Annotated in this window: 29 protein-coding genes; 22 read left to right on the plus strand and 7 right to left on the minus strand. The window is 68.8% G+C overall.

What is annotated here, in order from left to right:
- Positions 1 to 5 precede the first annotated feature (5 nt).
- The 4 genes from AC30PD_RS22050 (at position 6) to AC30PD_RS22065 (ending at position 1,714) form a co-directional block, all read left to right on the plus strand.
- On the plus strand, positions 6 to 425 hold the full coding sequence (locus AC30PD_RS22050) for a DUF3052 domain-containing protein (RefSeq protein ID WP_489537847.1): 420 nt from the start codon (positions 6 to 8) through the stop codon (positions 423 to 425).
- Between the two features lie 107 nt (positions 426 to 532).
- The gene (locus tag AC30PD_RS22055; RefSeq protein ID WP_489537848.1) at positions 533 to 784 is read left to right on the plus strand and encodes a hypothetical protein; all 252 of its coding nucleotides are present in this window, start codon (positions 533 to 535) and stop codon (positions 782 to 784) included.
- Positions 785 to 871: 87 nt separating this feature from the next.
- A complete protein-coding gene (locus AC30PD_RS22060) occupies positions 872 to 1,258 on the plus strand; it encodes a DUF488 domain-containing protein (protein WP_489537849.1) in 387 nt (128 codons plus the stop codon).
- Positions 1,259 to 1,327: 69 nt separating this feature from the next.
- Positions 1,328 to 1,714, plus strand: a complete 387-nt coding sequence (locus AC30PD_RS22065; protein ID WP_489537850.1) for a VOC family protein — start codon at positions 1,328 to 1,330, stop codon at positions 1,712 to 1,714.
- Positions 1,715 to 1,720: 6 nt separating this feature from the next.
- On the opposite strand, the gene AC30PD_RS22070 is transcribed toward AC30PD_RS22065, so the two are convergent.
- Positions 1,721 to 2,800 (minus strand): MBL fold metallo-hydrolase, encoded by a 1,080-nt coding sequence (locus AC30PD_RS22070; RefSeq protein ID WP_489537851.1) that lies wholly within the window; start codon positions 2,798 to 2,800, stop codon positions 1,721 to 1,723.
- 86 nt (positions 2,801 to 2,886) lie between these two features.
- Between AC30PD_RS22070 and AC30PD_RS22075 the strand changes: the two genes are divergently transcribed.
- The 17 genes from AC30PD_RS22075 to AC30PD_RS22155 all read left to right on the plus strand — a co-directional run bounded on the left by AC30PD_RS22075 (position 2,887) and on the right by AC30PD_RS22155 (position 12,685).
- On the plus strand, positions 2,887 to 3,867 hold the full coding sequence (locus AC30PD_RS22075) for an Atu1372/SO_1960 family protein (RefSeq protein ID WP_489537852.1): 981 nt from the start codon (positions 2,887 to 2,889) through the stop codon (positions 3,865 to 3,867).
- Positions 3,868 to 3,942: 75 nt separating this feature from the next.
- Positions 3,943 to 4,572, plus strand: a complete 630-nt coding sequence (locus tag AC30PD_RS22080) for a LysE family translocator (protein ID WP_489537853.1) — start codon at positions 3,943 to 3,945, stop codon at positions 4,570 to 4,572.
- Between the two features lie 19 nt (positions 4,573 to 4,591).
- Positions 4,592 to 5,341 (plus strand): sulfite exporter TauE/SafE family protein, encoded by a 750-nt coding sequence (locus AC30PD_RS22085; RefSeq protein WP_489537854.1) that lies wholly within the window; start codon positions 4,592 to 4,594, stop codon positions 5,339 to 5,341.
- 17 nt (positions 5,342 to 5,358) lie between these two features.
- Entirely contained in the window at positions 5,359 to 5,748 is a 390-nt protein-coding gene (locus AC30PD_RS22090) for a VOC family protein (protein WP_489537855.1), read from the plus strand.
- Positions 5,749 to 5,757: 9 nt separating this feature from the next.
- Positions 5,758 to 6,345 carry a GNAT family N-acetyltransferase gene (locus tag AC30PD_RS22095; protein WP_489537856.1) on the plus strand — a complete coding sequence of 196 codons (588 nt, stop codon included), beginning with the start codon at positions 5,758 to 5,760 and terminating at the stop codon, positions 6,343 to 6,345.
- Positions 6,346 to 6,365: 20 nt separating this feature from the next.
- A complete protein-coding gene (locus tag AC30PD_RS22100; RefSeq protein WP_489537857.1) occupies positions 6,366 to 6,734 on the plus strand; it encodes a VOC family protein in 369 nt (122 codons plus the stop codon).
- Positions 6,735 to 6,742: 8 nt separating this feature from the next.
- On the plus strand, positions 6,743 to 7,291 hold the full coding sequence (locus AC30PD_RS22105) for a CPBP family intramembrane glutamic endopeptidase (RefSeq protein ID WP_489537858.1): 549 nt from the start codon (positions 6,743 to 6,745) through the stop codon (positions 7,289 to 7,291).
- Positions 7,292 to 7,335: 44 nt separating this feature from the next.
- Positions 7,336 to 7,728 (plus strand): VOC family protein, encoded by a 393-nt coding sequence (locus AC30PD_RS22110; protein ID WP_489537859.1) that lies wholly within the window; start codon positions 7,336 to 7,338, stop codon positions 7,726 to 7,728.
- A 74-nt stretch (positions 7,729 to 7,802) separates the two neighbouring features.
- Entirely contained in the window at positions 7,803 to 8,273 is a 471-nt protein-coding gene (locus AC30PD_RS22115; RefSeq protein WP_489537860.1) for a VOC family protein, read from the plus strand.
- Positions 8,274 to 8,310: 37 nt separating this feature from the next.
- Positions 8,311 to 8,889, plus strand: coding sequence for a cysteine hydrolase family protein (locus tag AC30PD_RS22120; RefSeq protein WP_489537861.1), 579 nt, complete (start codon positions 8,311 to 8,313; stop codon positions 8,887 to 8,889).
- A gap of 19 nt (positions 8,890 to 8,908) precedes the next feature.
- On the plus strand, positions 8,909 to 9,214 hold the full coding sequence (locus AC30PD_RS22125; protein ID WP_489537862.1) for a hypothetical protein: 306 nt from the start codon (positions 8,909 to 8,911) through the stop codon (positions 9,212 to 9,214).
- Positions 9,211 to 9,678 (plus strand): GNAT family N-acetyltransferase, encoded by a 468-nt coding sequence (locus AC30PD_RS22130; RefSeq protein ID WP_489537863.1) that lies wholly within the window; start codon positions 9,211 to 9,213, stop codon positions 9,676 to 9,678. The genes AC30PD_RS22125 and AC30PD_RS22130 overlap by 4 nt, the downstream gene beginning before the upstream one ends.
- On the plus strand, positions 9,675 to 10,037 hold the full coding sequence (locus AC30PD_RS22135) for a hypothetical protein (RefSeq protein ID WP_489537864.1): 363 nt from the start codon (positions 9,675 to 9,677) through the stop codon (positions 10,035 to 10,037). The genes AC30PD_RS22130 and AC30PD_RS22135 overlap by 4 nt, the downstream gene beginning before the upstream one ends.
- Positions 10,038 to 10,082: 45 nt before the next feature.
- Positions 10,083 to 10,364, plus strand: coding sequence for a DUF2277 domain-containing protein (locus AC30PD_RS22140; RefSeq protein ID WP_489537865.1), 282 nt, complete (start codon positions 10,083 to 10,085; stop codon positions 10,362 to 10,364).
- A gap of 23 nt (positions 10,365 to 10,387) precedes the next feature.
- Complete coding sequence (locus AC30PD_RS22145) at positions 10,388 to 11,281, plus strand: DMT family transporter (RefSeq protein ID WP_489537866.1); 894 nt, start codon at positions 10,388 to 10,390, stop codon at positions 11,279 to 11,281.
- Positions 11,278 to 12,135, plus strand: a complete 858-nt coding sequence (locus tag AC30PD_RS22150; protein ID WP_489537867.1) for a sulfurtransferase — start codon at positions 11,278 to 11,280, stop codon at positions 12,133 to 12,135. The genes AC30PD_RS22145 and AC30PD_RS22150 overlap by 4 nt, the downstream gene beginning before the upstream one ends.
- Positions 12,136 to 12,250: 115 nt before the next feature.
- The gene (locus AC30PD_RS22155) at positions 12,251 to 12,685 is read left to right on the plus strand and encodes a universal stress protein (protein ID WP_489537868.1); all 435 of its coding nucleotides are present in this window, start codon (positions 12,251 to 12,253) and stop codon (positions 12,683 to 12,685) included.
- Between the two features lie 22 nt (positions 12,686 to 12,707).
- Here the strand turns inward: AC30PD_RS22155 and AC30PD_RS22160 are convergent, their stop codons facing one another.
- Together AC30PD_RS22160 and AC30PD_RS22165 are read right to left on the minus strand one after the other, a co-directional pair.
- Positions 12,708 to 13,484: a ZIP family metal transporter gene (locus tag AC30PD_RS22160; RefSeq protein WP_489537869.1), complete on the minus strand. Its 777-nt coding sequence runs from the start codon at positions 13,482 to 13,484 to the stop codon at positions 12,708 to 12,710.
- A complete protein-coding gene (locus AC30PD_RS22165; protein WP_489537870.1) occupies positions 13,481 to 14,353 on the minus strand; it encodes a dienelactone hydrolase family protein in 873 nt (290 codons plus the stop codon). The genes AC30PD_RS22160 and AC30PD_RS22165 overlap by 4 nt, the downstream gene beginning before the upstream one ends.
- Before the next feature lie 101 nt (positions 14,354 to 14,454).
- On the opposite strand from AC30PD_RS22165, the gene ppx reads away from it, so the two are divergent.
- Positions 14,455 to 15,984 (plus strand): exopolyphosphatase, encoded by a 1,530-nt coding sequence (gene ppx, locus AC30PD_RS22170; RefSeq protein WP_489537871.1) that lies wholly within the window; start codon positions 14,455 to 14,457, stop codon positions 15,982 to 15,984.
- 12 nt (positions 15,985 to 15,996) lie between these two features.
- On the opposite strand, the gene sixA is transcribed toward ppx, so the two are convergent.
- From sixA to AC30PD_RS22190, 4 genes are read right to left on the minus strand one after another with little or no spacing between them, the layout of a single operon-like run.
- Positions 15,997 to 16,458 (minus strand): phosphohistidine phosphatase SixA, encoded by a 462-nt coding sequence (sixA, locus tag AC30PD_RS22175; protein ID WP_489537872.1) that lies wholly within the window; start codon positions 16,456 to 16,458, stop codon positions 15,997 to 15,999.
- Positions 16,458 to 18,524, minus strand: coding sequence for a polyphosphate kinase 1 (ppk1, locus tag AC30PD_RS22180; RefSeq protein WP_489537873.1), 2,067 nt, complete (start codon positions 18,522 to 18,524; stop codon positions 16,458 to 16,460). Before ppk1 ends, sixA begins: the two co-directional genes overlap by 1 nt.
- Positions 18,521 to 19,576, minus strand: a complete 1,056-nt coding sequence (locus tag AC30PD_RS22185) for a glycosyltransferase family 4 protein (protein WP_489537874.1) — start codon at positions 19,574 to 19,576, stop codon at positions 18,521 to 18,523. Before AC30PD_RS22185 ends, ppk1 begins: the two co-directional genes overlap by 4 nt.
- A complete protein-coding gene (locus tag AC30PD_RS22190) occupies positions 19,573 to 20,454 on the minus strand; it encodes a UDP-2,3-diacylglucosamine diphosphatase (RefSeq protein WP_489537875.1) in 882 nt (293 codons plus the stop codon). Before AC30PD_RS22190 ends, AC30PD_RS22185 begins: the two co-directional genes overlap by 4 nt.
- Between the last annotated feature and the right edge of the window lie 75 nt (positions 20,455 to 20,529).

A 20,529-nucleotide genomic window follows, 5' to 3' on the forward strand; every position in this document is an offset into this window, starting at 1 on the left:
TCGGCATGACGACTTCGAGCAGCGCGGGTTATTCCGCCACGCCGCTGGTCAGAAAGCTCGGCATCCAGGCGGATCATCGTGTGCTGCTCGTCGATGCGCCCGTGGCTTACCAGAGCTGGTTGGCCCCGCTGCCGCCGGGCGTGCGGTTCGTTGGCCGGGCCGATGCGAAGGTGGCCCTTGCGCACGCCTTCGTCACCCGCAGGGAAGCGCTCGAAAGCCTGCTGAGCGCGCTGCGCCAGAAGCTGGCGGCCGACGCAGCGCTGTGGGTCTCGTGGCCCAAGAAGTCGTCCGGGGTGCCGAGCACCGTCACCGAAGACACGGTTCGCGAACTGGCGCTTCCGTTGGGGTGGGTCGACGTGAAGGTCTGCGCCGTCACCGACGTCTGGTCGGGCTTGAAGCTGGTGGTCCGCAAGGAGCTTCGCTGAGCATGCGGCCCGGTGGCTGCGAGCCGGTGGCGGGCAAGATCGGGCAGGTCTTCTCGTGCTAGGCTGATCGCATGGGCAAGGCCTTCGCCATCGCTTACATCGCTGCCGTGGGCGCACTGCTGTTCGGCGCCGCGGCCATCTTTCGCATCCGCTGCGAAGGCTTCGGATGCTCGGGTGTGGGCATCGCGTGGTTCGCGTGGGTCGTGCTCTTTCTTCCGAGCCTGGGTCTCGGCCTGGTTCTGGCTTCGCTGTCGTCGCTCGGTGCGCCGCTGGCCAGGGCAACCCGGCTCGCGCTGTGGTTGCAGGGCGCGACGGGCGCTGTTCTCTTTGTGCTCTGGGCTGCCAGGAATGCGCACTGACGTGCCGGCGCTGAACGCATCGCTGGCGGCGTGCGAGACACGGCACGCCGTGTCGCACGCCGGCCCGCGCCACGGCTGAGCCAGCCCATGGTGATTCGTGTCGTGAGGCTGGGCAGCGCCAGACTCGAAGGCGAAGGCACGCGCATCGGCACAGTGCGCCGCCCGCCGCGCGGCGTGCCGAAGGCCGAGTTCGGTTCCCGCAACTGGTACGACGTGTGGTTTCCGACGCTCGCGCCGAGCGTCGAGACCATGCAGCTTGGGCAAGCGGCCACCACGTCCGCCGAGTGGGCGGTCTTCATGCGCAAGTACAAGGCAGAGATGTCGAAACCGGAAGCGAAGCACGCACTCGGCCTGCTGGCGGCGCTGTCGCAGCACAACGACTTTTCGATCGGCTGTTACTGTGAGCATGAAGATCGGTGCCATCGTTCCACGCTGAGAGCGCTGCTGGTCGAGATGGGCGCGAAGGTCCTGTGAACATGGCCGCACCAGCGCCCGACCCGACCCTTGTCAAGACAACATGAACCCACTGCCCAAGGAGTCCCCATGAAACGCGTGACCGGCATCGGCGGCATCTTCTTCAAGGCCCAGGACGCGCCTGCGCTGCAGGCCTGGTACAAGCGCCACCTCGGCATCGACGTGCAGGCCTGGGGCGGCACGGCTTTCAGCTGGGCCGACGCCGACGGCAAGCCGGTGGCAGGCAGCACGATCTGGTCGATCGGCCCGGCGCAGGCCGAGACCTTTGCGCCGAGTGCAGCCCCGTTCATGATCAACTATCGGGTCGAAGACCTGCACGCGCTGGTCAAGGTCTTGCGCGAAGAAGGCTGCAACGTGCTCGACAAGACCGACGACTCCGACTACGGAAAGTTCGCGTGGGTCATCGATCCCGAAGGCAACAAGGTGGAACTGTGGCAACCGCCGGCCGGCCAGTGAGCCACTCTACTTCAGGCCTTGCCACCAGAGTTTGTTGACGCGCGGCTGGCCCACGGTCAGCACCTCGCCGATCTCGGGCGTGGCGAGTTCGATGTTCTTCGCCGCCGCCAGATCGGCCAGGCGTTCGAGCGGGTCTTGCCAGGTGTGGAACGCGAGATCGAAGGTGCTGTTGTGCACCGAATACAGCACCTTGCCGCGCAGGTCCTGGAAGGCCTGGACGCTTTCTTCCGGCGTCATGTGCACCGCAGGCCAATACGCGTCGTAGGCACCGTTTTCCATCAGCGCCAGGTCGAAGCCGCCGAAGCGATCGCCGATCTGCCTGAAGCCGCCGAAGTAGCCCGAGTCGCCGCTGTAGTAGATGCGCTGCCCGCCGCTCTGGAGCACCCACGAAGCCCACAGCGTGCGGTTGCGGTCGGTCAGGCTGCGGCCCGAGAAGTGCTGTGCCGGCGTGGCGGTGAGTTGCACGTCGGCGTGCGTGGTGGCCTGCCACCAGTCGAATTCCTGCACACGTTCGGGCGGCACGCCCATCTCGACCAGCCGGGCTTTCACGCCCAGCGGCACGAAGTAGCGTTGAACACGCTGCGCCAGGTATTCGATGGTCGGCACATCGAGGTGGTCGTAGTGGTCGTGCGAAAGGATGAGCCCTTCGATCGGCGGCAGTTGCTGCAGCGTGAGCGGCGGTGCATGAAAGCGCTTCGGGCCGACGAAGCTGAGCGGCGACACGCGTTCGCCGAACACCGGGTCGATCAGCCAGTACTTGCCGCGCAGCTTGAGCAGGTGCGAAGAGTGCCCGAGCCGCACCAGGTGGTTGGCCTGCGCATCGAGCGCGTCGAGCTGGGCGGTGGTGAGTGGCTGCACCGGGATCGGGTCGACCGGCACGGTGCCGACCTTGGTGCTGAAGAAGAAGCGCGACCAGATCGTCCAGGTGCCGGCGCCGGGCGGTGTGAGCGGGTTGGGCGGGTTCGCGAACAGGCAGCCCTTGAACTGCGGCGAGCCGGCGTAAGGCGCGTTGCAGTCGCCACTGCTGGCGCAGCCGGCCATGAACAGACAGAATGCCGCGAGGCCGAGGCCGAGTGAAGGTTTCATGCGGCGAGTTTGCCCGAAGCGGGTGCCGGCCCGCCACGCTCGTCGACGATCTCGAAGCCCGCACAACGCTGTTGCCGCCGAAGACCATGACACAGACCGCACCCATCACCGAAGCGAACCCGACGGTCGAAGAGATGGAAGCGCGGGTCGCGCGCTTTCGCCACCTGCAGCCGACCGACGACTACGTGGACTCGGGCATGCCGGGCTGCGAACGCACCACGCTGCGTGTGCTCGGCCACCGCCCGGGTGCACCGCTCGCGGCCGAGGGCTTTCACATGAGCCTGGTGCAGTGCGAGCCCGGCAAGGCCGCGCCGCTGCACAACCACCTGACACAGGAAGTCTTCGTCGCGCTCACCGGGCGCTGGGAAGTGTTCTGGGGGCCGCTGGGGCAACGCCAGCTGACTCTGGAACCCTGGGACACGGTCAGCGTGCCGCCCGGTGTTTCCAGAGGCTTTCGCAACGTGGGCTCTGAGACGGCCTGGCTGATGGGCATGGCCAGCGGCCACGAGCCGGGCACGATCAACTGGCCCGAGCAGGTTCGGGCGGCGGCGGCGTCGGTGGGCATCACGCTGCCCAGACCAACGAACGGGGACATCGACATGAGTGCAGAAAAGCGCATCCAGGCCCTGGGGCTCCAACTGCCCGTCGCCAGCGCACCGGCCGGCAACTACGCGGCGGCGGTGCAGTCGGGTGATTTGCTCTTCCTGTCGGGCAAGGCGCCGCTGCCCGTCGACGGCCAGCTGCCGAAGGGCCGGCTCGGCCAGGAGTATTCGGCCGAAGACGGGTACAGGCTCGCGCGCTCGGCCTGCCTCGACCTGCTGGCGGTCGTGCGCCGCGAGCTGGGCTCGCTCGACCGCGTCGCGCGCATCGTCGAGCTGCACGGTTCGCTGAACAGCGTGCCGGCTTTCGAAGACCACGCCCGGGTGCTCGACGGCGCCTCAGACCTGCTGGTCGAGGTCTTCGGCCCGGCCGGCGGCGTTCACGCGCGCTCGGTGGTCGGCGTGGCGTCGCTGCGCAAGGGCGTGCCGCTGACCGTGAAGGCCACCATCGAAGTCAAGCGCACCTGAGCAGCCGGGCATCGGCAAGAACCTGCGCTGCCAGCCGGCGAACGGGCAGCGGGCCGAGCCCGCTACAGTGGTGCCATGTTTCCGACCGACACCCTCACTGCCTACCTCGCCGCCACTTTGCTCGTGGTCATCGCACCCGGGCCCGACAACATCCTGGCGATCAGCCGTGGCCTGAGCCAGGGCCGCGCCGCCGCGATCCTGTCGTCGGCCGGCGCGGGCCTGGGCATCATGGTGCACACGCTGGCCGCTGCGCTCGGGCTGACGTTCGTGATCCAGGCATCGCCGGCCGCCTTCTGGGTCGTCAAGCTGGTGGGCGCGGCCTACCTGATCTGGCTGGGCGTCATGGCGCTGATGTCGCACTCGCTCGTCTCGTTCACGCCCACGGCACGCCAGAGCCCGTGGCGGGTGTTCGCCACGGGCCTGCTGTCGAACGTGCTCAACCCCAAGCCCGGGCTGTTCGTGCTCGCCTTCATTCCGCAGTTCGTGAGCGCCTCGCGCGGCTCGGTCAGCACGCAGATGCTGGTGTACGGCGCGATCTTCGCGCTGCTCACGGCGCTGATCTTCTCGGTGCTGGGCTGTCATGCGGCCCGGCTCTCGGGCTGGCTGGCGCAGCGGCCGCGCGCCACGCGCTGGCTCAACCGCGGCGCCGGCGCCACCTTCATCGCGTCGGGCATCTCGATCCTGGCGCTGGGCCAGCGGCGGTGACCGTCTTCACGTTCGCCCGGTGAGCGCCGAGATCACGCTGCTGGCGCTCGGCGCCGTCGTCGCCGGCTTCGTGCAGGGCATGTCGGGCTTCGCGTTCGGCATGGTGGCCATGTCGTTCTGGGTCTGGGGCGTCGAGCCGCAACTCGCGGCGGTGATGTCGGTGTTCGGCGGCCTCACCGGGCAACTGTTGTCGGCCGCCACGGTGCGGCGCGGCCTGCACCTGAAGCTGCTGCTGCCGTTCCTGGCCGGCGGTGTGGTGGGCGTGCCGATCGGCGTGCTCGCCTTGCCGCACCTGAACCCCACGCACTTCAAGCTCGCGCTGGGCACGATGCTGCTCGTGTGCTGCCCGGCCATGCTGCTGGCGCCGCGCATGCCACCGCTCACACGCGGCGGGCGGCTCGGCGACGCCGCCGCGGGCGCGGTCGGCGGCGTGATGGGCGGCATCGGCGGCTTCACCGGCGTGGTGCCGGCGCTGTGGTGCACGCTGCGCGGCTACGACAAGGACGCGCACCGCGCCGTGCTGCAGAACTTCAACCTCGCCGCGCTCAGCGCCACCATGGTGGCGCTGCTGCTGTCGGGCGCGGTGCGGGCCGAGATGTGGCCCAAGTTCGCCATCGTGGCGCCGGCGCTGATCCTGCCGTCGATGCTGGGCGCCAAGGTGTACGTGGGCCTGAGCCCCGCCGCGTTTCGACAGCTGATCCTGTGCTTGCTCTCTGCGTCGGGCGTGGCGATGATGGCGGCGGCGCTTTCGTCGATCCTGCGCCCCTGAACCAACGGAGCCACCGCATGCCGATCGAACTCGACCACACGCTCGTGCCTTCACACCACAAGCTGGCGTCGGCCAAGCTGCTGGCCGAACTGCTCGGCGTGCCGTGGGCAGAGAGCGGCGCCGGCCCGTTCTCGCCGGTGTTCGTGAACGACGGCCTGACGCTCGACTTCGTCGAGACCGCCGAACCCTTCCCGATCTACCACTTCTGCTTTCGTGTCGACCAGGCCCGGTTCGACAGCATCCTCGAGCGCATCCGCGCCGCCGGCATCGACTACCGCAGCAGCGTGCGCGGGCCGGTCGACATGAAGATCAGCACCGACTACGGCGGCAACATGGTCTACTGGAACGAGCCCGACGGCCACCAGTGGGAAATGCTCACCGTGAGCTACGCGCGCAAGGGCAGCTGACACGCCGGCATGCCGTTCAACGCCCTGCCCCGCTCACCGATCACCGGGCTTCGCACGGTCGAGCTCGGGCCGGCCGACGAGCCGGCGCTGCAGCGTTTCTTCGAAGCCAACCCGGCCTACTTCATCGCCGTGCAGGGTGAGCCTGCGGGGCCACGAGCGGCCCATGACGAGATCCACGAAGAACTGCCCGCGGGCTGGCCGTTCACGAAAAGATGGCTGCTTGGTTTTGTCGACGACGGCACAAGCCTGGTCGCGATGGCCCATCTCGTGAGCGACCTGCTGGCGCCGCGCGTCTGGCACATCGGCCTGTTCATGCTGGCCAGTGCGCACCAGGGGCGCGGTGAAGCCCGGGCGCTTTATGGCGCGCTGGAAGCCTGGGCCCGGGCCGCCGGTGCAGCATGGTTCCGGCTCGGGGTGGTGCAAGGCAACGAGCGGGCCGAGCGCTTCTGGCAGAGCATGGGTTTCGTCGAGACCCGCACCCGCCACGGCGTCGCGATCGGCCGGCAAACGAACACCTTGCGGGTGATGTTCAAGCCGCTGGCCGGTGGCACACTCGTCGAGTACCTCGCGCTCGTCGAGCGCGACCGGCCGGAGTGACCCCCACAAGAGGAGACAACATGTTCGATCACCTGGGTCTGGGTGTGACCGACTACGCCGCCAGCAAGGCCTTCTTCCTGCAGGCGCTGCAGCCGCTCGGCGTGGGCATCGTGATGGAAGGCGAGCACGGCCTGGGCCTCGGGCCGAAAGGCAAGCCGGCCCTCTGGCTGTTCCAGACCAGCGACCGGCCCGCGCCCTTGCACATCGCGTTCACGGCCGAGAACCGCCAGCAGGTGCATGACTTCCACCGCGCCGCACTCGCGGCCGGCGGCACCGACAACGGCGCGCCCGGCTTGCGCCCGCACTACCACCCGAACTACTACGGCGCGTTCGTGATCGGGCCCGACGGGCACAACGTCGAGGCCGTGTGCCACCGGCCCGAAGGCTGACCAGCCACATGGCCGACCCGCTCCTGTCGACCTTGAGCAAGGCCGCCCTCCCCGCCATCGGGATCGCGGCGATGCTGTTCGCCGCACGGCGCAGGAAGGTCTCGTTCAGCAGCGACCTGGGCTTCGCGCGGCCCAGGCCACTGGCCACGCTGGTGTTCTTCGTGCTGTGGGTAGCGCTCATCGCCGCCGAAGAATGGCTGTCGGCCTCGGTCGACGGCGCTCGCCCCAAACCCTGGGCCGACCACTCGGCACTCATCGTGTCGCTGCGCATCTTGGCGATCGGCGTGCTCGGCCCCTTCGCCGAAGAGCTCGCGTTCCGCGGCTTCGCACTGTCATGGCTGCGGCGCACCCGGCTCGGCGTGCGGGGCGCGATCGTGGTGTGCGCCGCGGCCTGGTCGGCCCTGCATGTGCAATACGCGCCCCTGCTGCTGATGCTCATCTTCGTCGATGGGCTGGTGCTGGGCGCGGCCCGACACCTGTGCGGCTCGCTCTGGGTGCCGATCGTCATGCACATCGCCGGCAACCTGTTCTCCATCAGCCAGTCGCTCGCGCGCTGAGGCGCACGCTGATCGAATCACCCGCCAACCCACCCGGAGACCGCATGACGAATCCCGCCAGAGCCGGTGCCGTGATCTTCGCCAAGGACCTGCACCGTGTCGCCACCTTCTACGAGAAGCTGCTGGGCCTGACGGCAACGCACAGCGAAAGCGACCACGTGGTGCTCACGTCGGCCCACTGCGAACTGGTGATCCACGCGATCCCGAAAGCCATCGCAGACACCTTCACGATCGCCGTGCCGCCCGAGCGGCGCAGCGAAACGCCGATCAAGCTGTACTTCTTCGTCGCCAGCATCGCCGACGCGCGGGCGCGAGCCGCCACGCTCGGCGGCGAGCTGAATCCGCCGGATCGCGAATGGGAAGCACGAGGCTTTCGCGCCTGCGACGGGCACGACCCGGAAGGCAACGTGCTGCAATTGCGCGAACAGCTGCCCTGACACCGACCACGCGCGGCGCTGAAGACGCCACGGCGTTTGCGCTATCGTTTCGCATCGTTTCCCGGAGACAGCGCTTGGCATCACCAGAACCTGCTGCGACACCCGCGTTCGGCATCGTCGGGCTCGACCACCTGGTGCTGCGCGTGCGCGAGCTCGGCCCGATGCTGGCGTTCTACGGCGGCGTGCTCGGCTGCCACGTCGAGCGCCGGCAAGACGAGATCGGCCTGGTGCAATTGCGCGCCGGCCGCACGATGATCGACCTGGTGCCGGTCGACGGCCCGCTGGGCCGTGCCGGCGGTGCGGCGCCGGGGCGCGAAGCGCGCAACCTCGACCACTTCTGCCTGCGCGTCGAGCCTTTCGACGAAGCACAGATCAGGCAGCATCTGGCGGCGCACGGCGTGGCCGCCGGGCCGCTCGAATCACGCTTTGGTGCCGAAGGCGAAGGCCCGTCGATCTACCTCAGCGACCCGGAAGACAACGTCGTCGAACTCAAGGGCCCGCCGGCCCGGAAGAACGCAGTCCTTCAGGTGGCCCCTGGCGCCTGAACCTGTTCCGCAACCCTTTCATTCGAAAGCGAAACCCATGGCCACGGTACGTGACGGCAATCGAGGTGTGCTGCTGGTCGTCGACGTGCAGGTCGGCGTGGTGCGCGAGGCCTGGGAAGCACCGCGCGTCGTCGGCAACGTGGCGCTCGCGGTCGAACGCGCCCGCGCTCAGGGCGTGCCGGTGGTCTGGGTGCAGCACTCCGACGACCAGCTCGTCCACGGCAGCGCCGAATGGCAGTGGGTGCCCGAACTGGTGCCGGCCGCAGGCGAGGTGCGGGTGCACAAACATTTCAACTCGTCGTTCGAGCAGACCACGCTCGAAGCCGATCTGGCCCGGCTGGGCGCCACCCACATCACACTGGCCGGGGCGGCGAGCAACTGGTGCATCCGTGCCACGGCCTATGGCGCGCTGGAACGCGGTTACGACCTCACGCTCGTGAAAGACGCGCACACCACCGGCACGATGGAGCTCGACGACGGGCAACGCATCGAAGCGGCCGCGGTGATCGAGGAACTCAACATCGCGATGACCTGGCTCGCTTACCCCGGCCGCGCCAACGGCACGGCCACGGCGGCCGAGGTCGACTTCGCCCGGCCTGGCGGCGTGCGCGCCTGAGCGCCGGGCAGGCCGCACGATGACGGCGCACGGCCGCCGCCTGCTCGTGGCGGGCCTGCTCTTGCTGTTGCAGGCCTGCATGGTGCTGCCGCGCACCACCCAGGTCTTCGACCCGGAATGCCAGGTCGTCTCCAACCACATGGTGCTCGACGTGGTGCAGGTCGCGGCGATCCAGCAGTGCGCCAACCAGGGCTGCGTGGCGCTGGTCGTGGGGGCAGGCGTGGTCTCGGCGGCGTCGGCCGTGATCTCGGGCACCATCGTGGTCGCGGGCAACATCGCCTACTGGTTCGAGAAGCAGACCCAATGCCGCAGGGACTCGAGATGAAACTTGTCTTCACCACGCACGACCACGTGCCCGACGAAGAAGCCGCGCTCGTCGACGCCGGGCTTGGCGCGGCGAACGCGGCCGCCGCGCCGCTGCACGAGGTGGTGCCGCTCTCTTGTTTTGCGCGCCTGCCCGGCGGCACCGTGGTCGGTGGCGCGGTGGGGCGCACCTGGGGCGCCTGCTGCGAACTGCAGCAGCTGTGGGTCGATGCGGCGCATCGCCGTCAGGGCATCGGGGCCGACCTCGTCAGGGCATTCGAAGCGCGTGCCGCGGCCCGCGGCTGCCACACGTTCTACCTGGAGACCTTCAGTTTCCAGGCGCCTTCGTTGTACCGCTCGCTCGGCTACGAGAGCGTGGTGAGCGTTGAAGGCTTCGGCCCCGGCATCGTCAAACACTTCATGCTTCGTCGGGCGGGAACGCAGCCCGTAAGATCGAGGCCCTCTTCGACACGGGCCGCACGATGAAACGCCACGCCACGCTGCTGTTCCTGCTCACCCTGGCCGCTTCCGTGGCGCAGGCCATGACGGTCGACCCGAAAGCGCTGGCCCGCTTCGACCACGGCTACACCGTGTGCGAAACAAAGAACCCTGCGATGAAGGGGCAGCGTGACCAGGCCTACCTGAGCCTGTGGAAAGTGAAGGCCGACACCCAGGCTCGCGCCGAACTCGCTGCGGCACGCAAGACGGCGGCCTACCGCAGCGAGCAGGCCGCGGTGCAGAAGCGCAACGCGCAGGGCGCGGCACCGGCCGCGTCGAGCCCGATCGAACACCAGTGCCAGGCGCTGTGGGCCGAGGCCCAGGGTGCGGCCAAGAAGAAGCAGTGAACGGCTTCGGCCGGCGCCGGCCGCCATTCCACGGAAGCAGCCACCATGTGCAGGAACATCAAGACCTTGTTCAACTTCGAGCCGCCCGCCAGCGAGCTTGAGATACGCGACGCGTCGCTGCAGTTCGTGCGCAAGCTCAGTGGCTTCAGCGTGCCCTCTCGGGCCAACGCCGAAGCGTTCGAACACGCGGTGGACGAGGTGGCGGCTTCGGCGCGCACGCTGATCGCGTCGCTCGTCACGACCGCGGAACCGCGCGACCGCGAGATCGAGGCCGCGCGCGCGAAGGCGCGTTCGGCAGCACGCTTCGGGCGCAGCGAGGCCGGCTAGAAAACGCCGGGCAGAATCCCGGCATGGCTTCTCCCTGGCTCATCGTTCTCTCGTCGTTCCTGTTCGCCACCATGGGCGTGTGCGTCAAGCTCGCTTCGGTCGACTACCCACCCGGCGAGATCGTCTTCTACCGCGGCCTGACCGGCGCCGTGCTGATGCTGCTGCTGGCGCGCTGGCAGGGCGGCACGCTGCGCACCGGCGTGGCCTCGATGCACTTCTGGCGCAGCCTGTCGGGCGTGATCTCGCTGTGCCTGTGGTTCTACGCGATCAGCAAGCTGCCGCTGGCCACCGCGATGACGCTGAACTACATGTCGTCGGTGTGGATGGCGCTGTTCCTCGTCGGCGGTGCGGTCGTGCTCGGCAGCGCACGCGTCGACGGCCGGCTCATTGCGACCGTGCTGCTCGGCTTCGCCGGCGTGGCGCTGGTGTTGCGCCCCACCATCGACGAGCAGCAGCTCTGGTACGGCCTGATGGGCCTGCTCTCGGGCGTGATCGCCGCCACTGCCTACCTGCAGGTCACCGCGCTCGGCCGGGCCGGCGAACCCGAGTACCGGATCGTTTTCTACTTCTCGCTCGGCGGCGTGGCCGCCGGCTTGCTCACGCTGTTCTTCAACGGCGGCCTGCACGCCCACACCTGGAAGGGCGCGGGCCTGCTGTTCGCGGTGGGCGCGCTCGCCACCGTGGCGCAATTCCTGATGACACGCGCCTACAGCAACGGGCGCACACTGGTGAACGCGAGCCTGCAATACCTGGGCATCGCGTTCTCGTTCACCTACGGCGTCTTGCTGTTCGACGACCGCGTGACCTGGATGGCGCTGCTCGGCATGCTGCTGATCGTGGTCGCCGGCCTGTCGGCCACCTTGCTGCGCAGCCGCGCCACCCCCATCGACACCAAGAGCGCCCCACTGGAATCATGATGACCACCGACCACACCACCCTCGTTTCTGCCGACAGCCTGCGCAACCTGCTCGGCTCGGGCCGGCCGGTCGCGCTGATCGACACCGGCTTCGACCTGGCCGACGTGGCCGCCGGCGAACGCGCCTGGCGCGAAGGCCACGTGCCGGGCTCGTTGTACCTGCACCTCGACCATGACCTGAGCGGCCCCAAGACCGGCCGCAATGGCCGCCACCCGCTGCCCACGCGCGAGGCGTTCGCTGCCACGCTCGGCCGCTGCGGCATCACGCCGCAGACGCAGGTGATCGCCTTCGACCGGCAGGGCGGCATGTACGCCGCACGCCTGTGGTGGATGCTGCGCTGGATGGGCCATTCGGCCGCCGCCGTGCTCGACGGTGGCGTGGCCGCGTGGGTGGCCGCGGGGGGTACGCTCGTCACCGACATCAGCGCTGCCGCCACCGCCCCGCCCTACCCGCAGCGCGCCCCGCTCGCTGCGACGGTCGACGCCGATGCGCTCGCCAAGGGCCTGGGCCGCGTCCGCCTGATCGACGCACGCGCCGGCGAGCGTTTTCGGGGCGAGGTGGAGCCGCTCGATGCGGCCGCCGGCCACATTCCCGGCGCGTCGAACCGCTTCTTCAAGGACAACCTCGACGCGTCCAGCGGACGCTTCAAGCCCGCCGAACAACTGCGCGCCGAATTCGCGCCGTTGCTCGGTGCGTCGGCCGGCGCCGAGGTGGTGCACCAGTGCGGCTCGGGCGTGACGGCCTGCCACAACCTGCTGGCGATGGAACACGCCGGGCTGAGCGGTTCGGTGCTCTATGCCGGCTCGTGGAGCGAGTGGTCGTCCGACCCGTCACGGCCGGTCGCGCGCGGCTGAGTGACCCCCGCCAAGTCCTTGTCCTACGTCAACAGAAGGCTTGCAAAACCACTCGCGAAGGAACGACGGGCGGAGCATGATGTCTCTACGGTTCATGCAACGCAAGGAGATGACCATGTTCAAGCGCATCCTCGTTCCGACCGACGGTTCCGACATCACCGGCAAGGCCGTCGAGACCAGCATCGCGCTCGCCCGATCGGTGAACGCGCAGCTCTACACCATCAGCGTGAAAGAGCCATTCCCGTACAGCGCCATTTCTGAAATGCAGCCCACGCCGCCGCAGGAATTCTTCGACGCGCAGGAGCGCATTGCCGCCAAGCGTGTGCAGCACGTCGTCGAACTCGCCACCGCCGCCGGCCTGGTGTGCCACGCGCACACGGTGGAAGCGCTGCACCCTTGGGAAGCCATCATCGACCACGCCAATCGCATGGAATGCGACCTGCTCGTGATGGCCTCGCACGGCCGCCGTGGCGTGTCGGCGCTGCTGCTCGGCAGTGAAACGCAGAAGGTGCTCACGCACTCGAAAGTGCCGGTGCTGGTGGTGCGCTAGAACGGCGCGCCGCACGCGGCATTCAGTGCGCGTGCAGCTGTTGCACCGCGAACAGCACGATCAGCAAACCCGCGGCGAGCCAGGCGAGCTGCGCTGCCGTTTCACGCAAGGTGAGGCGGTGCTGCAGCTGCGGGATCAGGTCGGCCACAGCCACGTAGATGAAGCTGCTCGCGGCAACGACCAGCAGGTAGGGGAACGCCGCCTCCCAAGGGCCCACGATGAAATAGCCGACCACGCCACCGAGTACCGCGGCCATGCCCGAGAGTGCGTTGTAGAACAGCGCGCGGCGGCGTGAAAAGCCGGCGTTGAGCAGCACGATGTAGTCGCCTACCTCCTGCGGAATCTCGTGCGCGATGATCGCGAGCGACGTGACCACGCCAAGCCGCGTGTCGGCCAGGAACGCCGCGGCGATGATGATGCCATCGCAGAAGTTGTGGATGCTGTCGCCCATGATCACGCTCCAGCCGCCGCGCCCGGCCTGCTCGTGGTCAAAGCCGTGGTGGTGGTGGTGATCGTCACCTTCGTGGTGGTGGCTGTGGCGGTAGAGCTCGGCTTTTTCGAGCAGGAAGAAGAACAACAACCCGGCCAGCAGCGTGCCGAACAGCGCCTGCGGGCTCGCCTTGCTCTCGAAGGCTTCGGGCAACACGTCGAGCAGCGCCGTGCCCAGCAGCACACCGGCCGACAGGCTCACCAGGTGCTGCACCACCCGTGTGAGCACGCTCGCCGTGAGGCTGGCAGCGATCAGCACCGACAGCAGGCCGCCGACGAAGGTCGCGATGAGGATGTAGAGGAGCGTCACGCGACGCCATTCGCCTTGAACCACGCGACGCAGCGCTTCCAGCCGTCGTCGGCCGGCTGCTGACGGTAGCTGGGCCGGTAGTCGGCGTGGAAGGCATGCGGTGCGCCGGGGTACACGACGAACTGCGACTTCTGCGCCGCCATGCTGCCCTTGGCGAGCGCCGCTTTCATCGCGTCGACGCTGTCTGGCGGAATGCCGGGGTCGTCACCGCCGTACAGGCCGAGCACCGGCGCGTTCAGGCCGGCCACCAGATCGATCGGGTGTTTTGGCTGCAGCGGTGTCGGGGCGCCCACGAGGCGGCCGTACCAGGCCACGCCGGCCTTCACGCCCGGGTTGTGCGCGGCGTAGAGCCAGGTGATGCGCCCGCCCCAGCAGAAGCCGGTGATGCCGAGCTTCGAGGCGTCGCCACCGTTGGTCTTGGCCCATGCGGCGCAGGCGTCGAGGTCGCCCATCACCTGCGCGTCGGAAGCCTTGCTGACCACTTCGCTCATCAGCTTCGCGATCTCGCCGTAAGACTGCGCGTCGCCCTGGCGTTCGAACAGCTCCGGCGCGATCGCCAGGAAACCGAGCTTGGCGAAGCGCCGCGCCACGTCGGCGATGTGCTCGTGCACGCCGAACACTTCGGAGACCACGAGCACGACCGGCAGGTTGCTGCGGCCCGCCGGCATGGCGCGGTAGGCCGGCATTCTGAAGTCACCGACCGGGATGCTCACCTCGCCCGCCGTGAGGCCGGTGCTGTCGGTCTTGATCGTCTGCGCCGTCACCGGCAACACGGCCGCCGCGAAACCGCTGCCGACCGTGGCGCGCACGAAAGCGCGCCGGGTGAGTTCGGGCACGCGGGTCGTGCTTTCGTCGTGGTCTGACGGCATGGGTGGGTCCGGGCGATGAGGTCGATGGAAGCGGCATTCTAGGAGGCGCCGCGCGGCGTCGCGCGCGCCGTCGACCCTGCTGTTTGCACTGACAATGCCGCATGGACCGCACTCTGTCTCCAAGCCCCGAACCGGCTTCGCGCTGGCCCGGCCAGCTGGCCGCCATCGACATGGGCTCGAACAGTTTCCGGCTCGAGATCGGCCAGTTGCTCGACGGCCGCTACCGCCGCATCGACTACCTGAAGGAAACGGTGCGCCTGGGCGCCGGGCTCGACACGAACGGCCTGCTGACCGAAGAAGCCACGATGCGTGGCCTGGCCTGCCTGGCGCGCTTCGCCCAGCGGCTGAAAGGTTTCGTGGCGCCGCAGGTGCGTGCCGTGGCCACGCAGACGCTGCGCGAGGCCCGCAACCGCGACCAGTTTCTCGCGCGCGCGCAGGCCGAGCTGGGCTTTCCGATCGAGGTGATCTCGGGGCGCGAAGAAGCGCGCCTGATCTACGCCGGCGTGGCGCGGTTGCAGCCGTCGAACGTGCCGCGCCTGGTGGTCGACATCGGCGGGCGTTCGACCGAGATGATCCTCGGCCAGGGCCGCAAGCCGGTGCGCGCCGAGTCGTTCCAGGTCGGCAGCGTGAGCCTGTCGCTCAAGTACTTCGGCGAAGGTCGCTTCACCGAGGAAGCTTTCCGCCAGGCGCAAGTGGCGGCTGGCGCCGAGCTCGAAGAAGCGCTCGAACCCTTCGCCGCCGTGCACTGGCAGGAAGCGCTGGGTTCGTCGGGCACCGTGGGCGCCGTGTCGCAGCTGCTGGGCGCCAGCGGCGTGACCGACGGCCGCATCACACCCGACGCGCTGCGCTGGTTGATGGAGCAGTGCCTGCGCGCCGGCAAGGTCGAGAAGCTCGCCCTGCCGGGGTTGAAGGACGACCGCCGCGCCGTGATCGCCGGGGGCTTGTCGATCCTCTACACGCTGTGCACGCACTTCGGCATCCAGGCGCTGATGCCGGCGCGTGGCGCGCTGCGCCAGGGGGTGATCTTCGACCTGGACGAACGCCTTCACGCCACCGAGCTGCCGCAGGACGGGCACGACATCCGCGACGCTTCGGTGCGCGAGCTGCAGCGCCGTTTCATGGTCGACACCCACCAGGCCACCCGCGTGAGCCGCGTGGCCGAAACGCTGTATGCGAGCGTGCAGCCGCGCGCCACGGTCGAAGCGCGGCGCGAGCTGCTCTGGGCCTGCGCGCTGCACGAGATCGGCATGATGGTCTCGCACCACGACCACCACCGCCACAGCGCCTACGTGCTTTCGCATGTGGACGCAGCCGGCTTCTCGCAAAGCCAGCTGCGCCGCGTCGGCGAACTGGTGTTGGGGCAACGTGGCGGGCTGCGCAAGATCGAAGAGAGCCTGACGCGCGAAGACTTCGCCTGGCAGGTGCTGTGCCTGCGCCTCGGGGTCATCAAGTGCCACGCGCGCGGCGAGGTGGTGGCCGAGGCCATGAGCCTGCGACGCAACGGCGCGAGCGCGCAGATCGAGTTCTCGCCGGGCTGGAGCGAAGCCAACCCGCGCACCCGCCACCTGCTGAACGAAGAACTGGCGCTGTGGGAGCGCAACGGGCCGCTGAAGCTCGAACTGCGGCGCTGAGCCGCCTGCGGGCTACAGCAGGTCGGGCGCCTGCACCGCCTGCAGGATCACCTGCTCGGTGTCTTCGCGGTTGCGGCCGCGGATCCACCACACCGCGCCCTTCTTGATCGTCCACGGCTGCGGCGTGTCGGTCAGCAGGTAAGACGCGACCAGGCCGAGCACCGGCTGGTGGCCGACGATCAACACCGGCTCGCTCGCGTCGGGCCAGCGTGCGGCCTTGAGCAGCGCTTCGCCGTTGCCGTCGGGTGCGAGCTCGGGCAAGGTCTTGAACTTCTTGCCGAGGGCCTTGGCCGTCTGCTGGCATCGCACGGCCGGGCTCACGAGAATGCGTGTCGAGTGCGCGATGCGCTGGTTCAGCCACTCGGCCATGCGGTGGGCCTGGCGCTCGCCCTTGGCGGTGAGCGCACGGTCGATGTCTTCGCGGCCCTCGTGCAGCTCCGAAGCTTCGGCGTGGCGCCAGAGGATCAGGTCCATCACGCGCGGCTGGCGTAACGCTCGGCCAGCGCCTGCTGCGCGCTCGGGCCGGTGTGGCCGATGCGCTCGTACTGGCCGTCGGGCAGCAGCATCCACGCGTCTTGCCGGTCGTGCAGGTAAGGCACGAGGCACTCGTCGATCACGCGCTGGCGCAGCGCTGCGTCGCGCACCGGCCAGGCCACTTCGATGCGGCCGAACATGTTGCGGCTCATCCAGTCGGCGCTCGACAGGAACAGCGCTTCGTCTTCTTCCTGCGCACCGAAGCGGAAGTAGGCGACGCGCGAGTGTTCGAGAAAGCGGCCGACGACCGAACGCACGCGGATGCGCTCGGTCACACCGGGAATGCCCGGCGGCAGCATGCACGCGCCACGAACGATCAGGTCGACGTCGGCCCCGGCTTGCGCTGCCTGCACCAGCGCCTGCATCAGCGGCGGGTCGGTCAGCGCGTTGACCTTCACGACGATGCGTGCCGGCAAGCCGCCTTCAGCCGCCGTCTTCACCTTCGCAATGTGCACGAGCATCTGCTTGTGCAGCGTGAACGGCGCCTGCAGCAAGGCGCGCAGCGGCTTGGTGCGGCCCAGGCTCGCGAGCTGCTGGAACACGGCGTCGGCATCCGACGTGAGGTCGCTTTCGGCCGTGAAGTAACCCAGGTCGGTGTAGAGGCGCGCCGTCTTCGGGTTGTAGTTGCCGGTCGACAGGTGGGCGTAGCGTTTCATCCTGCCGGCTTCGCGGCGTGTCACCAGCAGCAGCTTGGCGTGGGTCTTCAGGCCGACGATGCCGTAGACCACCTGCACGCCCACCGCTTCGAGCCGCTCGGCCCAGTTGATATTGGCCTCTTCGTCGAAGCGCGCCTTCAGCTCCACCACGACCATCACTTCCTTGCCACGGCGCGCGCCTTCGATCAGCAGGTCCATCAGCGGCGACTCGCTGCCGGTGCGGTAGATGGTCTGCTTGATCGCCAGCACGTCGGGGTCGTAGACCGCTTCGCGCAGGAACTGCACCACCGGCTCGAACGACTCGAAAGGCTGGTGCAGGAGCACGTCGCCTTCGCGCAGCCGGTCGAACATCGACTGCTGGCGCGGCAAGGCCTGCGGCCAGGCCGGCTCGTAGGGCGCGAAGCGCAGCGCCGGGGCATCGGCCTGGTCGATCAGCTGGTTCAGCCGCACCAGGTTCACCGGGCCGTTCACGCGGTACAGCGCCGCCGGCGGCAAGCCGAACTGCGTGAGCAGGAATTCGGCCAGTTCGGGCGGGCAGGTGTTGACCACTTCGAGCCGGATCGCGCGGCCGAAGTGGCGTGTGGTGAGCCCCGAACGCAGCGCCTGGCGCAGGTTGACGACATCGTCTTCGTCGACATCGAGGTCGGAATCGCGGGTGATGCGGAATTGCGAGAACGCCTCGACCTCGCGGCCCGGGAACAGCTCGCCCAGGTGGGCGCGGATCACGCTCGTGAGCAGCACGAAGGCCTGGCCACCGGCGCTCAGCCGTTCGGGCAACTTGATCACGCGTGGCAGCACGCGCGGCACCTTCACGATCGCGATGCCGTTGGCGCGCCCGAAAGCGTCTTTGCCACCCAGGCGCACGATGAAGTTGAGCGACTTGTTCGCCACCTGCGGAAACGGGTGCGACGGATCGAGCCCCACCGGCACCAGCAGCGGCCGAACCTCGCGCTCGAAGAAGCTGGCGACCCAGCGGCGCTGCGCGTCGTCGCGGTCGGCGTGGTTCAGGATCACGATGCCTTCGCTCTTCAGCTTGGGCGCCACGTCGTCGTTGAAGACGGCGTACTGGTCGTCGATCAGCGCGTGCGCATCGGCGGCCACCGATTCGAGGTCTCGCTTCGACACACCGGCACCCGGGCGGCGCGCCGCTTCCAGGTAGTCGGCGAAGCGCACCTCGAAGAACTCGTCCATGTTCGACGACACGATGCACACGTAGCGCAGGCGTTCGAGCAAGGGCACGTCGGTGCGCCGCGCCTGCGCGAGCACCCGCCGGTTGAACTCGAGGATCGAGCGCTCGCGGTTCAGGAGCGCCGGCATCGCCAGCGCGGTGGAAACAGCGGCATCGTTCATCGTTCGAGTTTATGAAGCTTTTGCGACAGGTTCGTGACAGGGCTCAAAGCCCGGCCCCGCGCCGGCACGAGGAATTGAAGGAACTGGCGGCACACGGCGTTCCAGTCGAATTCGAGCGCCCGGGCGCGCGCGCCGGCCCGCGGCAGCGCCAGCGCCCGCAGCGCGGCACTGCGCAGGTCGGCGTCGAGCACGCCGCCGGCGGAGCCGCCCACCACGTCGAGCGGGCCGGCCACCGGGTAGGCGGCGACCGGCGTGCCGCAGGCCATGGCTTCGAGCATCACGAGGCCGAAGGTTTCGCTGCGGCTCGGGAACACGAACACGTCGGCGCTGCTGTACACCCGCACCAGTTCGCTGCGTGGCACGACGCCGCGCCAATGCACCTCGGGGTGTTCGCGCTGCAGGCGTTCGAGCAGCGGGCCGACGCCATAGACCAGCTTCGAGCCCGGCAGGTCGAGCTTCAGGAAGGCGTCGAGGTTCTTTTCGTACGAGATGCGGCCCACGTACAGGAAGACCGGGCGCGGCAGGTCGATCTCGGCACCGGCCAGCGGCTCGAACAGGTCGAGGTCGACACCGTGCGACCACGGCCGCAGGTTCTTGAAACCGTGGCCGCGCAGGATTTCCAGCATGCCCGCGGTCGGCACCATCACGCCCGACGAAGCAGCATGAAAACGCCTGAACCACGCGTAGCCCCAGCGTTCCGGAACATGCAGCGCCTTCGCCAGGATCTCGGGAAAGCGGGTGTGGAACGCCGTCGTGAAGGCCAGCCCGTGGCGCTGGCAATAGGCGCGCGCCGCGCCGCCGAGCGGCCCTTCGGTGGCGATGTGGATCGCATCGGCGTCGGCGGCCTTCAGCAAGGCCGCCACCCGCCGCGCCGGCCGCCAGGCGAATTCGATCTCGCGGTAGCCCGGGCACGCGAAGCGCCGGAAGCCCGAGGGTTCCACCATCACCACCTCGTGGCCGCGCGCGATCAGGCCCTGGCGCAGCTCGACCAGCGTGGTCACCACGCCGTTGACCTGCGGCAGCCAGGCGTCGGTGACGATCGCGATCTTCAAGCGCCGACCAGTCCGACCTGCGCGGCCGGGGCACGCGGTGCGCTGCGCGTCGCCCTCGCGTGGATGCTGCCGTCGATGATCTCGAGCCGGCCGTCGGCATGCTCGGCCAGTGCTGTGAGGCTCTCGACCCAGTCGCCGTCGTTGGCGTAGAGCATGCCGTCGATCAGGCGCAGTTCGGCGTGGTGGATGTGGCCGCACACGACACCCTGCACGCCACGCTTGCGGGCCTCGCGGGCGAGCGCGGCCTCGAAGTCGCCCACGTAGCTCACCGCACGCTTGACCTTCAGTTTCAGGTACTTCGAGAGCGACCAGTACGGCAGCCCGATCCGCGCGCGCAGCGAGTTCAGGTGCCGGTTCAGGCGCAGGGTGAACTCGTACAGAGAATCGCCCACGTGCGCCAGCCACTTGGCGCACTGGATCACGCCGTCGAACAGGTCGCCGTGCGTGACCCACAGCCGGCGGCCGTCGGCGGTTTCGTGCACCCAGTCTTCGGCGACCTCGATGCCGCCGAAGTCGTGGCCGACATAACGGCGCGCGAACTCGTCGTGGTTGCCGGGGATGAAGATCACCCGCGTGCCCTTGCGCGCCTTGCGCAGCAGCTTCTGCACCACGTCGTTGTGGGCCTGCGGCCAGTACCACTGGCGCCGCAGTTGCCAGCCATCGACGATGTCGCCCACGAGGTAGAGCGTGTCGCACTCGTTGTGTTTCAGGAAACCGAGCAGGGCTTCGGCCTGGCAACCGGGCGTGCCCAGGTGCAGGTCGGAAATCCACAGCGTGCGGTAGCGGCGCTTGTGGCCGACGACGATGTCGTCGTCGTCACGCTCCTGCGCGGCGGCAGATCGAGCCCAGGCGTTCACGAAAGCGGGATCGCGGTCCATAGGCTCGGATCGTGCACACCTCCCATGACGGCGCTGTGGCCGTGGCGTGTCGGCCGCGTGACGCGGCGACGGGCG

Source organism: Rhizobacter sp. (assembly GCF_032229685.1).
GTDB lineage: Bacteria > Pseudomonadota > Gammaproteobacteria > Burkholderiales > Burkholderiaceae_C > LMDS01.

What these genes read in the sequence shown, in the direction of transcription:
- AC30PD_RS22050 (WP_489537847.1), top strand. Translation starts at nt 6, where the DNA reads ATGACGACTTCGAGCAGCGCGGGTTATTCCGCCACGCCGCTGGTCAGA.
- AC30PD_RS22060 (WP_489537849.1), top strand. Translation starts at nt 872, where the DNA reads ATGGTGATTCGTGTCGTGAGGCTGGGCAGCGCCAGACTCGAAGGCGAA.
- AC30PD_RS22065 (WP_489537850.1), top strand. Translation starts at nt 1,328, where the DNA reads ATGAAACGCGTGACCGGCATCGGCGGCATCTTCTTCAAGGCCCAGGAC.
- AC30PD_RS22070 (WP_489537851.1), bottom strand. Translation starts at nt 2,800, where the DNA reads ATGAAACCTTCACTCGGCCTCGGCCTCGCGGCATTCTGTCTGTTCATG.
- AC30PD_RS22075 (WP_489537852.1), top strand. Translation starts at nt 2,887, where the DNA reads ATGACACAGACCGCACCCATCACCGAAGCGAACCCGACGGTCGAAGAG.
- AC30PD_RS22080 (WP_489537853.1), top strand. Translation starts at nt 3,943, where the DNA reads ATGTTTCCGACCGACACCCTCACTGCCTACCTCGCCGCCACTTTGCTC.
- AC30PD_RS22090 (WP_489537855.1), top strand. Translation starts at nt 5,359, where the DNA reads ATGCCGATCGAACTCGACCACACGCTCGTGCCTTCACACCACAAGCTG.
- AC30PD_RS22095 (WP_489537856.1), top strand. Translation starts at nt 5,758, where the DNA reads ATGCCGTTCAACGCCCTGCCCCGCTCACCGATCACCGGGCTTCGCACG.
- AC30PD_RS22100 (WP_489537857.1), top strand. Translation starts at nt 6,366, where the DNA reads ATGTTCGATCACCTGGGTCTGGGTGTGACCGACTACGCCGCCAGCAAG.
- AC30PD_RS22105 (WP_489537858.1), top strand. Translation starts at nt 6,743, where the DNA reads ATGGCCGACCCGCTCCTGTCGACCTTGAGCAAGGCCGCCCTCCCCGCC.
- AC30PD_RS22110 (WP_489537859.1), top strand. Translation starts at nt 7,336, where the DNA reads ATGACGAATCCCGCCAGAGCCGGTGCCGTGATCTTCGCCAAGGACCTG.
- AC30PD_RS22120 (WP_489537861.1), top strand. Translation starts at nt 8,311, where the DNA reads ATGGCCACGGTACGTGACGGCAATCGAGGTGTGCTGCTGGTCGTCGAC.
- AC30PD_RS22125 (WP_489537862.1), top strand. Translation starts at nt 8,909, where the DNA reads ATGACGGCGCACGGCCGCCGCCTGCTCGTGGCGGGCCTGCTCTTGCTG.
- AC30PD_RS22130 (WP_489537863.1), top strand. Translation starts at nt 9,211, where the DNA reads ATGAAACTTGTCTTCACCACGCACGACCACGTGCCCGACGAAGAAGCC.
- AC30PD_RS22135 (WP_489537864.1), top strand. Translation starts at nt 9,675, where the DNA reads ATGAAACGCCACGCCACGCTGCTGTTCCTGCTCACCCTGGCCGCTTCC.
- AC30PD_RS22140 (WP_489537865.1), top strand. Translation starts at nt 10,083, where the DNA reads ATGTGCAGGAACATCAAGACCTTGTTCAACTTCGAGCCGCCCGCCAGC.
- AC30PD_RS22145 (WP_489537866.1), top strand. Translation starts at nt 10,388, where the DNA reads ATGGCTTCTCCCTGGCTCATCGTTCTCTCGTCGTTCCTGTTCGCCACC.
- AC30PD_RS22150 (WP_489537867.1), top strand. Translation starts at nt 11,278, where the DNA reads ATGATGACCACCGACCACACCACCCTCGTTTCTGCCGACAGCCTGCGC.
- AC30PD_RS22155 (WP_489537868.1), top strand. Translation starts at nt 12,251, where the DNA reads ATGTTCAAGCGCATCCTCGTTCCGACCGACGGTTCCGACATCACCGGC.
- AC30PD_RS22165 (WP_489537870.1), bottom strand. Translation starts at nt 14,353, where the DNA reads ATGCCGTCAGACCACGACGAAAGCACGACCCGCGTGCCCGAACTCACC.
- ppx (WP_489537871.1), top strand. Translation starts at nt 14,455, where the DNA reads ATGGACCGCACTCTGTCTCCAAGCCCCGAACCGGCTTCGCGCTGGCCC.
- sixA (WP_489537872.1), bottom strand. Translation starts at nt 16,458, where the DNA reads ATGGACCTGATCCTCTGGCGCCACGCCGAAGCTTCGGAGCTGCACGAG.
- ppk1 (WP_489537873.1), bottom strand. Translation starts at nt 18,524, where the DNA reads ATGAACGATGCCGCTGTTTCCACCGCGCTGGCGATGCCGGCGCTCCTG.
- AC30PD_RS22190 (WP_489537875.1), bottom strand. Translation starts at nt 20,454, where the DNA reads ATGGACCGCGATCCCGCTTTCGTGAACGCCTGGGCTCGATCTGCCGCC.